The sequence below is a fragment of the Chromobacterium sinusclupearum genome (genome assembly GCF_002902845.1).
GTDB classification, from domain to species: domain Bacteria; phylum Pseudomonadota; class Gammaproteobacteria; order Burkholderiales; family Chromobacteriaceae; genus Chromobacterium; species Chromobacterium sinusclupearum.
The window spans coordinates 1-10,213 of the sequence record NZ_PPTF01000069.1; the positions used below are offsets into that span (position 1 = coordinate 1).

The window sequence follows — 10,213 nt, forward strand, 5'->3', positions numbered from 1 at the left end:
CAGATGCTGGTGCGCAGCGGCATTCGCGGCTTGCTGGAGTTGACCGGCGACATCCGCGTGGCGCTTGAGGCCGCGGACGGGGCCGAGGCGCTGGCGCTGTTGCAGGGGGAGAGGCCCGATGTGCTGTTGCTGGACGTGCGCATGCCGGGCATGTCCGGGATAGCGCTATTGCAGGCCTTGCAGACTCGCGGCGGCATGCCGCCGACCTTGCTGCTGACCACGTTCGATGACGACGAGGCGCTGCTGGCCGGCATGCGCTTGGGCGCGCGCGGATTTCTGTTGAAGGATATTTCGCTGGAGCGGCTGGCGCAGGCGATCCGCAGCGTGGCGGCGGGGGAAACCTTGTTCCGCCCGGGTCTGACCGAACGCGTGCTGGACGGCGTGCGCGGAGGCGGGGCCAGCTTTCCCTCCCTGGATTTGCCGGAAAGGCTGACCGGCCGCGAGGTGGAGGTGCTGGCGCTGATGGCCGGGGGCTTCAACAACCGCGAGATCGCGGAAGCGCTGGGGCCGAGCGAGGGCACGATCAAGAATCACGTCTCCAGCATTCTGTCCAAGCTGGGCGTGCGCGATCGGGTGCGCGCGGTGCTGCGCGCCTTGGAGCTGGGCTATATCTGAGCCCAGCTCCCTCTCTGCTCAGGCCCAGCTCGGCTCGCGTCTAGTCGGTGCCGGCGCATGTGCCGGCTGGCTCACCGCCTGGTGCAGCTTTTCCATTTGTTCATCCAGCCGGCGGATGGCCTCGGCGATGTTTTCGGTTTCGCCGGACAGGCTGCGGGTGGCTTCGCCTACGGCGACGATGTCGCCGGCAAACTGGGCGAAGCCCTGGTTCTGATTGGCTTCGGCCTGCGATACCTGGCCTAGCAGATTGGCCAGCTCGGCGGTTTCGCGAATGATGCCTGACAGTTTTTGATGCGCGTTCTGCGCGTGGTCGCTGCCCGCGCGCATCTGCTGGTTGCCGTCGCGCATCGCCACGATGGCCTGGTTGGTGCCGTCGACAATCAGTTGGATTTTGCTCTCGATGTCCTGGGTGGCGTTCTGGGTGCGCTCGGCCAGCTTGCGCACTTCGTCGGCCACCACGGCGAAGCCGCGGCCCATTTCGCCGGCGCGGGCGGCCTCGATGGCCGCGTTCAGCGCCAGCAGATTGGTTTGGTCCGCGATGTCGCGGATCAACTGCACGATGCCGCTGACCTCGGCGCTGCGCTGGCCCAGCTCTTCCAGCTTGCCGGCCGCATGGCTGATCACTTCGCCGGCGCGGCCCAGTTGCGAAACCGCCTGGTCCATCGCGGAGCCGCCCTGCAGCGCCGCGTCGCCGGCCGTTTGCGCCAGTTGGGTCGCCATGGTGGATTGCTCGGCGTTCTGGCTGGTCACCACGGCCATTTGCTGCGCGATCACCACCATGTCTTCGGAGCGGCCGCGCTGGTCTGCCATGGTTTTGGCCATGCTGCCGGTGCTGGCGGCAATCTGGCGGCTGGCGCCGGAGGCGTCGCGGATGGAGTGGCTGATCTGTTCCATCATCAAAGCCAGCGTCTGGCTGGCGCGTTCGGCATCCTGACGGGCGCTTTCCAGTTTCTCGAAGCTCTTGCTCTTGGCCTTGTCGAAGGCCAGCGCCAGCACCAATACCACCAGCGACAAGCCCGCCAGCGACTTGGCCTGCAGCTTGGGCAGCTCCTCATGCGGCAGCGGGCTCTTGGGGATGGCGTCGATGCCGGACAGCCACATGATGATGCCGACGGCGAGCAGCGACATCGCCAGCCAGAACATGCCGGAGCGGCGGGTGCCGATGAATACGGCGGTAAAGGGGATGGCGGCGAACCACATCAGGCTGGTGGACAGGATGCCGCCGTTGACATACACCATCCAGCACACCATGGCGTACATGCAGCTGGTGATGAATTCCGCGGTGAAGCGCACGGCGCCGCTGATCCGCAGCAGCAGCGGGCCAAACAACAGGCCCAGGCCGCCCAGCGCGATGCCTTCGGCCATCGGGTAATGGCCCAGCATCAGGTATTCGACGGCGAACAGCGGCGCCATCAGGCCGGCCAGCAGGCCGACGCCGACCACGGTGCGGGCGCGTATCGCCTGCTCCGGCGACTGGCGGATGCTGTCGGGCATGAACCATTCGGTGATGGCTTGTATCGACATTGGTTTCCCCTCCAAGGATGTTCCAGATGGAAGCGCTCTGATTTTCAAGGATTTATCGTTTGGGCGCTTGGAGGGGGACTTTAAAACAAATGTTTGATCAACTGCAATATGCTGCTGGATTTAAACCGCGCTCAGTACGCCGTGCGCAAGGGCACGCCGCTGGCCTGCAGGTGGGCCAGGCGCGACGGATCGGCATCCGGTTCGATGATCAGCAGGCCGATGTCGCCCAGCGGGGCAACCTGAAAAGGCGAGGCGGTATCGAGCTTTTCATTGGTCACCGCCAGAATGATCTGGCCGCATTGCTCCACCAGCTGGCGTTTGAACGCGGCTTCGTCCGCCTGCAGCGTGCCGATGCCCAGCTCAGAGTCGACGGAACAGGTACCGAGAAAACAGATATCCGGCCGCATGGCCTGCAGCATGAGCGTAGCGATGGTGCCTAGCGCGTCGCCGCTTTGGTGATTGACGCTGCCGCCGATCAGCAGTAGCTCCAGCTGTTTCTTGCCGAATAATTCGGCGGCGATGGGGATTGAGTTGGTTGCCACGGTCAATGGCAGATGCTCAGGCAGCGCGCGGGCGATTTCCAGATTGGTGGTGCCGCCGTCCAGAAACACAAACTGCCCGGGTTGCAGTTGCTGGACCGCGGTGGCGGCCAGCCTGGCCTTGCGCGCCTGGTGCTCCTGCTTGCGGGCGCGGAAACTGGCCTGGTTCGGCGTCAAGGCGATGGCGCCGCCGTAGACGCGCTGGCAAACGCCCGCGGCTGCCAGTTCGCGCAGATCGCGGCGGATGGAGTCCTCTGATACGCCAAGCGTTTCCGCCAGCTCGCCGGCCAGCACCCGGCCATGCAGCTGCAATTGCTGGCGGATATAAAGGTGGCGATCTGCGGGGAGGCTGGCGCTGGCGGCGCGTTCTTTGGACATGATGGGTTTTTCCGTGCGGATTTTATGCGCAGTGTTGCATGATTCTGCATGTTTGGTCAAAACAGGCAGGAATATATGCCTGATTGCGCATCATACTTTGCACGATTATGCATGTTCGTGCAAAATGGGCAGCAACAAGCAAGGAGGCTTAACATGCAATTCATCGTTAGCGATCTGGACGGAACGTTGTTGGACGCCGATTCTCGCGTGGCTCCGGAAACCCATGCGGTATTGCGGCAGGTGGTGGCGCGCGGCATTCCGCTGGCCATCGCCACCGGGCGTCATGCGCTTCAGGTGCAGCGCTTGTGGCCGCAGGATCTGCCGGCGGTGCCGGTGATCAGCGCCAACGGCGCGCGCATCCATCTGGCCGATGGCAGCCTGCTGTTTCAGGCCAATCTGTCGCAGGCGCTGCTGGGCCGGCTGTTGCAGCCCGCGCTGGTGCGCGAAGCCGAGCTGGGCGTGTACCGCGACGATTGCATCATGGCCTATCACAGCCGCCGCGAGTACAGCCATTACACCGGCCAGGTGGGCGAGATCGCCGATCTAGCCAGCTTCGCGGCCGACGATGTGTCCAAAGTGATCTATTGCGGCGCGCCGGAATTGCTGGCCGAAATCGAAGCCGACATCGCGCGCGAATTGGGCGATGCGGTGTCCATGACCTATTCGCAGGTGTGCTACCTGGAAGTGATGGCTCCCGGCGTGCACAAGGGCAGCGCGCTGGCGCGCTTGTTGGCGCACCTGGGCGTGGACGCCGCCGGCTGCGCAGCGTTCGGCGACAACCTCAACGATGCCGAGATGCTGCAATTGGCGGGCTTGCCGCATGTGATGGCCAATGCGCATCCGGAACTGAAACGCCGTCTGCCGGATGTTCCGGTGATCGGCCATCATGCAGAGGGCGGCGTGGCCAAACAGCTGCTGGAAATGCTGGCATAGGCGCCCTTGAATCAGGAGTGCCAAATGATTGCCCCGCGTTTGCATGCAAGGCGGGGTTCTTTCTTTGTGGCTGGAGTTAGGCCAAGCGCTGCGCGAACAGGGCAAATTCCGCCGCGACCCGTTCCGGCGCTTCAAACCACGGGAAGTGTTCCGCGCCCTCGATTACCGCGTGGCGCACGTTGGCGCCTTGGTAGGCGCTGTCTTGCCATAGCGACTGATCGACGATCCGGTCCTCGCTTCCGGAAAGAATCAGCACCGGCAGCTGGGACGGCCACCAGCGGGCTTGATATTCCGCATCGAAATGTTGGCCGGACCATTCCATGGCTGCCACATTGTATGACAAGGTTTCCAGCATGGCGCGCCCGCTGGCGAGCGACGCCGGAGAGAAGTTCCAGGGCGCGGCGGCCAGTGTCAGTCGCTTAAGCGTTTCGGCGCTAGGATTTTGCGAGTAGGCCTCGAAAGCCTGGCCAACCTCGGGAAGCGGATACTGCTCGCTGGTGCGGGCGAAGCGCGATTGCCAGCGAGCATCGGGCGCGGAGCTGATCAGCACCAGGCCTTGCAGCAGGGTCTCAAGCTCTGGCGTCGACAGCAAATACATCCCACCAGTGGAATGGCCCACAAATACGCAATGGGGGAGCGCGCAGGCTGCTTCTCTGATGACGCCTGGCCAGCGTCGATAATCTTCAGGCTGGCCGGTGTTGTTGCCGTCTCCGGGAAGGTCTACCAGCCAGACTGCGCCGTCAACGTCCAGGCAAGAGGCCAGCGAAGCCAAGCTCTCAGAGCCTAATCCAGGGCCTCCTGGCAGCAACAGCCAGTTGTGCCGGCCTGGGCGATTGGAAACGCGGCGCAGGCGCACGCCTGATTCTGTGTGGAGGGTTGAGCGGTTTTCCATTTTCAAACCTCGATTGAAGATTTTGGCCATGCAGCGTGTAACGGCAGCGAAGAAGGCTTGTTGGTTTGTCGACTCATAGTAGGAACTTGCAAAAAAAAAACGGCTCCGCAGGGGAGCCGTTTCGATGCGTTTCAGCATTGGTCTTAGCGAGCCGGAGTCTGCTCCGCCTGCAGCGCAGTCAGGGCGATGGTGTAGACGATGTCGTCCACCAACGCGCCGCGCGACAGGTCGTTGACCGGCTTGCGCAGGCCTTGCAGCATCGGGCCCACCGACACCACGTTGGCGGAGCGCTGCACCGCCTTGTAAGTCGTGTTGCCGGTGTTCAGGTCCGGGAACACGAACACGGTGGCGCGGCCGGCAACCTGGCTGTCCGGGGCCTTCTGGCGGCCGACGGATTCCACCGAGGCCGCGTCGTACTGCATCGGGCCGTCGATCAGCAGGTCCGGACGCTTCTCGCGGGCGATGCGGGTGGCTTCGCGGACTTTTTCCACGTCGCTGCCGCTGCCGGAAGAACCGGTGGAGTAGGAGATCATGGCCACGCGCGGCGTGATGCCGAAGGCGGTGGCGGAGTCCGCCGACTGGATGGCGATGTCGGCCAGCTGCTCGGCGCTCGGATCCGGATTCACCGCGCAGTCGCCGTACACGTACACCTGTTCCGGCATCAGCATGAAGAATACCGACGACACGATGCTGGAGCCCGGGGCGGTCTTGATCAGCTGCAGCGCCGGACGGATGGTGTTGGCGGTGGTGTGCACCGCGCCGGAAACCAGGCCGTCCACTTCGTTCATCGCCAGCATCATGGTGCCCAGCACCACGGTGTCTTCCAGTTGCTGCTCGGCCATCGGGGCGTTCAGGCCCTTGCCTTTGCGCAGCTCGACCATGGGCTCGATGTAGCGGCCGCGGATCTGGTTCGGATCCAGGATTTCCACCGAGGCAGGCAGCGTTACGCCCTGGGATTCGGCCACTTGCAGGATCTCGGCGCGGTTGCCCAGCAGCACGCAGCGGGCGATGCCCTTTTCGTGGCAGATGGCGGCGGCCTGGATGGTGCGCGGCTCGTTGCCTTCCGGCAGCACGATGCGCTTGTTGGCCTTGCGCGCCTTTTCCATCAGCTGGTAGCGGAAGGCAGGCGGCGGCAGGCGCACTTCGCGCGGCTCGCCGACGCTCTGCTTCAGCGGCGACGCGTCCAGATGCTCGGCGATGAAGTCGATGACCTTCTCCATGCGCTCCAGGTCATCGGACGGCACCTGGCGGCTCATCGCGTTCAGCGCGCTGGCGGTTTCCATCGAGTTGAGCGAGGTGGCCAGCACCGGCAGGCCGCCGGTGAAGGCTTGCTGGCACAGCTGCTGGATGCGCGGGTCCGGTTCGGAGTCGCAGGTCAGCAGCAGGCCGGCCAGCGGCACGCCGTTCATCGCGGCCATCGACGTGGCCATGACCACGTCTTCGCGTTCGCCCGGGGTGATGATCAGCGCGCCCGGCTTCAGCAGATTGACGATGTTCGGCGCGGTGCGTGCGGCCACGACCATGCTGCGCACGCGGCGGCTGGTTTGCTGGCCGGCGTGCACCACGCTGGCGTTCAGATGGCGGGCCACGTCGTGGGTGCGCGGCGCCAACAGCTCCGGCTGGTACGGGATCACGCCCAGCAGCGGCAGGCCGGCTTTCTTCAGGCTGCGCGCGTCCTGCACGTCATGCGCCAGCTTGGCGCAGTCGACGTCCGGCAGCACGTGGTTGAGGATGTAGCCGGCGACATGCTGGCCGCCAAAGGCCTGGATGCTCATTTCCAGCTGTTCGGCGATTTCCGCCACGCCCAAGTCCTTGGCGGAGCAAACCAGCAGGGTTTGCGCCTGCAGGTTGCGGGCGATCTTGGTGTTCAGGAAAGTGGAGAAGACCTGCTTCTGGTCGGGCACCAGGCCCTCCACGATCACCACGTCCACATTCTGCGCCACTTGCTGGTACAGGCTGACCACTTCTTCCATCAGCTGGTCGACCTGGCCTTGCGACAGCAGATACTCTACGCGGTCCATGCTGATCGGCTGCGGCGCGTTCAGGCGGCAGATGGCCTGGGCGAAATGGGTGGAGCGTTCCACGCCGTTGTCGTCGGTGCCTTGAGCGATGGGCTTCAGGAAGCCGACGCGCAGGCCGGCTTGTTCCAACGTGCGCACCGCGCCCAGCGAGACCGAAGTCAGGCCGGCATTGAAGCCGGTGGGAGCAAGGAAAAACGTTTGCATGATGTTTCCCTCGGCCGGCTTAGTTGGCCAGGCCCGCCAGCTTGGCGGTATCCATGGCGATCATCAGTTCTTCGTTGGTGTTGATCACCAGAGCCGGCACGGAGTCGGCGGCGGTGATGCGGCCGGCGTTGCCGCGGGTGCAGGCGGCGTTGGCGGCATCGTCCAGTTTCAGGCCCAGGAAGCCCAGTTGCTTGATCACTTCGCCGCGCAGGAAGGACGAGTTCTCGCCGATGCCGCCGGTGAACACCAGAGCGTCCAGACGGCCGGCGCCGACGGTCATCGAGGCAACGTACTTGGCCAGACGGTAGGCGAACACTTCCAGCGCGCGCTTGGCGCCTTCGTGGCCCTTGGCGGCGGCTTCTTCCAGTTCGCGGCAGTCGTTGGACAGTTCGGACAGGCCCAGCAGACCGGATTCCTTGTTCAGCAGATTGGTGATGGCCTGGATGTCCATGCCGCGTTCGGCGGCCAGGTAGCTGAACACGCTGGGGTCGATGTCGCCGGAGCGGGTGCCCATCACCAGGCCTTCCAGCGGGGTCAGGCCCATGGAAGTGTCGGCGCACTTGCCGTTGCGGATGGCGGAGATCGACGCGCCGTTGCCCAGGTGGGCGATCACCAGGCAGCTGTCTTCCAGCGGCTTGTCCAGCATCTTGGCGGCTTCTTCAGCCACAAAGCGGTAGCTGGTGCCGTGCATGCCGTAGCGGCGCAGGCTGTTCTCGCGATACAGCTTCATCGGCACGGCGTACAGGTAGGCTTTTTCCGGCATGGTCTGGTGGAAGGAGGTGTCGAACACGGCCACTTGCGGCAGGCTCGGGAATTCCTTGATCGCGGTGCGCATGCCCAGGATGTGCGCCGGGTTGTGCAGCGGCGCCAGCTTGATGCAGCGTTCGATTTCGCTGATGGCGGCTTCGTCGAGCAGGGCGGATTGCTTGAAGTGTTCGCCGCCATGAACCACGCGGTGGCCGATGGCCTTCACGCTGTCCAGCAGCGACACTTGCTGCAGCTTCTCGATGATGGCGTGCATGGCCGCGGCGTGATCCGGCGCGGACAGCAGGGCGGTTTGCTTCTCGCCGTTATGCTTGAAAGTGATGCAGGCGTCGGCCAGACCCAGCTTTTCCGCCAGGCCGGTCATGATGGCGTCGTGGCTGGCGCTGTCGATCAGCGCAAATTTCAGGGAGGAGCTGCCGCAATTGATGACTAGGATGCTGGAATTCATAGGTTTGAACATGTAAATTTGAAAAAAATGGAGAAAATCGGTGAAAAAATCCACTGCGATGCGCTTGCCGCCGATTTGCTGCCTGATCGCTGTCGTCGCGCCATGGCGCGGCGCGCTCGGCGTCTTAACCGTGTGGTAGCGCATGTCGGCCAGTTTGGCCAGCTTGTTGTTACGATCGACAGCAGACGGCCATCATGCTGTCTGCGCTGTCTTATCAAGGATTTAGCCTGTTTTTCAGCGGGTTCGCGGGCCGGCTGCAAGCCGGGCGCGGTGAGTAGGGCAGTCGATGTAGCAACAATATTGACCGTAGTATATCACTACAAATCATCAGATTCTAATGTTGCACTGCATTGAAATTGACAAGTCTTTGATTTTAATTAACTGACAGGCGGTTTGTTTGCCACAAGCCGGGTGTCGGTGGATATCTTGCCACAGTGCGGGGCTTCGGACAGATTGTCACAAAGAATTAACGCTTGCCCCGGGGGTGGGGGGAGGGCATAATTCCGCCCTCGTGATACAAGGTTTGGCCTTGTTTTGATTGATTGTTTTTGATAGTCCCGCAAACTCGTCCTGAGCGAGATTCGGCTGGTCTTATATCTTCTTCCACGGAGGTGTGGGAATAATGTCTGATCTGGCTTCTGCTCAACTGCTTCAAGCATCCGCAGCCCAGCTACCCGTCTATACCTATTTCGATCCCGCGTTCTATGCCAGGGAGCAAGCGCTGCTGTTCGCAGATGCGCCTCAGTACTATGGCCATGAGCTGATGGTGCCCAATGCGGGCGATTATCATACGCTGGATTGGTTGGGGCATGGCAAGATGCTCAAGAATGTGGACGGCGAGATCAAGCTGATCTCCAACGTCTGCCGCCATCGCCAGGCCGTGATCTATAAAGGCCGCGGCAACGGCAACCATATCGTGTGCAATCTGCACGGTTGGACCTACGACGCCGAAGGCAAACTGGTGGGCGCGCCGCATTTCCCGGAAACGCCGTGCCTGAACCTGGGCCAGACCGAGCTCACGCGCTGGAACGGCCTGTTGTTCGATGCCCGCCGCAATGTGGCTGCCGACCTTGCCCGATTGGGCGTGGCCAAGCACATGACCTTCGACGGCTACGCCTTCCACTCCACGCATACCACCGAGTACGACTTCAACTGGAAGACTTTCATTGAAGTGTATTCCGAGGACTATCACGTCGATCCCTTCCATCCCGGTCTCGGCAATTTCGTCAATTGCGATGATCTGAAATGGGAGTGGGGCGACAGCTACCACGTGCAGACGGTGGGCGTGAAAAACCGCCTGGCGCGCGCCGGCTCCAAGGTGTACGGCAAGTGGCATGAGGAAGTGCGCCGCCGCTACGAGGAGCAGCAGCCGGAGTTCGGCGCCATCTGGCTGACCTACTACCCCAACATCATGGTGGAGTGGTATCCGCATGTGCTGGTGGTCAGCGTGGTGATCCCGCGCGGTCCGGAGAAGTGCACGGTGATTACCGAGTTCTACTACCCGGAAGACGTGGTGTGGTTCGAGCCGGAATTCATCGAGGCCGAACAGGCCGCCTACTTCGAAACCGCCAAGGAAGACGACGAAATCTGCATCCGCATGCACGAAGGCCGCAAGGCTTTGTGGATGGCGGGCGTCAGCGAGGTGGGCCCGTATCAGTCGCCGACCGAAGAAGGCATGCAGCACTTCCATGAATACTATCGCCGCAAGATGGCTTCGGCATTGGCTGGTTAAAGTGGCAAGTTGAATGCCATAATGCGCAGGCGCGGGGTTCCGCGCCTTTTTTTATCGAAATTCCGGTTAAACAATGCTCTCTATTTTCCGCATGACTGCGCTGGCGGCGCTGCTGCTGATCAGCCCGCTGGCCCTGGCCGCCAGCTACGCCGACCCTGTCAG

General features: G+C 62.8%; 8 protein-coding genes. 3 read left to right on the forward strand and 5 right to left on the reverse strand.

What is annotated here, in order from left to right; translation table 11 throughout:
- Nucleotides 1-615, forward strand: a 615-nt coding sequence (locus tag C2134_RS15330) for a response regulator (protein ID WP_369406784.1), incomplete at its 5' end; no start/stop codon positions are given.
- A gap of 18 nt (nt 616-633) precedes the next feature.
- On the opposite strand, the gene C2134_RS22135 is transcribed toward C2134_RS15330, so the two are convergent.
- Both C2134_RS22135 and C2134_RS15340 read right to left on the reverse strand, forming a co-directional pair.
- Nucleotides 634-2,139: a methyl-accepting chemotaxis protein gene (locus C2134_RS22135; RefSeq protein WP_304529171.1), complete on the reverse strand. Its 1,506-nt coding sequence runs from the start codon at nt 2,137-2,139 to the stop codon at nt 634-636.
- 131 nt (nt 2,140-2,270) lie between these two features.
- The gene (locus C2134_RS15340) at nt 2,271-3,056 is read right to left on the reverse strand and encodes a DeoR/GlpR family DNA-binding transcription regulator (protein WP_103321023.1); all 786 of its coding nucleotides are present in this window, start codon (nt 3,054-3,056) and stop codon (nt 2,271-2,273) included.
- 153 nt (nt 3,057-3,209) lie between these two features.
- On the opposite strand from C2134_RS15340, the gene C2134_RS15345 reads away from it, so the two are divergent.
- Nucleotides 3,210-3,989 carry a Cof-type HAD-IIB family hydrolase gene (locus C2134_RS15345; RefSeq protein ID WP_158248781.1) on the forward strand — a complete coding sequence of 260 codons (780 nt, stop codon included), beginning with the start codon at nt 3,210-3,212 and terminating at the stop codon, nt 3,987-3,989.
- Between the two features lie 76 nt (nt 3,990-4,065).
- Here the strand turns inward: C2134_RS15345 and C2134_RS15350 are convergent, their stop codons facing one another.
- From C2134_RS15350 to C2134_RS15360, 3 genes are read right to left on the reverse strand one after another with little or no spacing between them, the layout of a single operon-like run.
- Nucleotides 4,066-5,019 carry an alpha/beta fold hydrolase gene (locus C2134_RS15350; RefSeq protein ID WP_103321025.1) on the reverse strand — a complete coding sequence of 318 codons (954 nt, stop codon included), beginning with the start codon at nt 5,017-5,019 and terminating at the stop codon, nt 4,066-4,068.
- A 5-nt stretch (nt 5,020-5,024) separates the two neighbouring features.
- The gene (pta, locus tag C2134_RS15355) at nt 5,025-7,106 is read right to left on the reverse strand and encodes a phosphate acetyltransferase (RefSeq protein ID WP_103321026.1); all 2,082 of its coding nucleotides are present in this window, start codon (nt 7,104-7,106) and stop codon (nt 5,025-5,027) included.
- Between the two features lie 19 nt (nt 7,107-7,125).
- On the reverse strand, nt 7,126-8,319 hold the full coding sequence (locus C2134_RS15360) for an acetate kinase (RefSeq protein WP_043627858.1): 1,194 nt from the start codon (nt 8,317-8,319) through the stop codon (nt 7,126-7,128).
- Between the two features lie 622 nt (nt 8,320-8,941).
- Here C2134_RS15360 and C2134_RS15365 point away from each other — a divergent pair.
- Nucleotides 8,942-10,051 (forward strand): aromatic ring-hydroxylating oxygenase subunit alpha, encoded by a 1,110-nt coding sequence (locus C2134_RS15365; RefSeq protein WP_043627845.1) that lies wholly within the window; start codon nt 8,942-8,944, stop codon nt 10,049-10,051.
- Nucleotides 10,052-10,213: the final 162 nt, after the last annotated feature.

What these genes read in the sequence shown, in the direction of transcription:
- C2134_RS15360 (WP_043627858.1), bottom strand. Translation starts at nt 8,319, where the DNA reads ATGAATTCCAGCATCCTAGTCATCAATTGCGGCAGCTCCTCCCTGAAA.
- C2134_RS15350 (WP_103321025.1), bottom strand. Translation starts at nt 5,019, where the DNA reads ATGCTGAAACGCATCGAAACGGCTCCCCTGCGGAGCCGTTTTTTTTTT.
- pta (WP_103321026.1), bottom strand. Translation starts at nt 7,106, where the DNA reads ATGCAAACGTTTTTCCTTGCTCCCACCGGCTTCAATGCCGGCCTGACT.
- C2134_RS22135 (WP_304529171.1), bottom strand. Translation starts at nt 2,139, where the DNA reads ATGTCGATACAAGCCATCACCGAATGGTTCATGCCCGACAGCATCCGC.
- C2134_RS15365 (WP_043627845.1), top strand. Translation starts at nt 8,942, where the DNA reads ATGTCTGATCTGGCTTCTGCTCAACTGCTTCAAGCATCCGCAGCCCAG.
- C2134_RS15340 (WP_103321023.1), bottom strand. Translation starts at nt 3,056, where the DNA reads ATGTCCAAAGAACGCGCCGCCAGCGCCAGCCTCCCCGCAGATCGCCAC.
- C2134_RS15345 (WP_158248781.1), top strand. Translation starts at nt 3,210, where the DNA reads ATGCAATTCATCGTTAGCGATCTGGACGGAACGTTGTTGGACGCCGAT.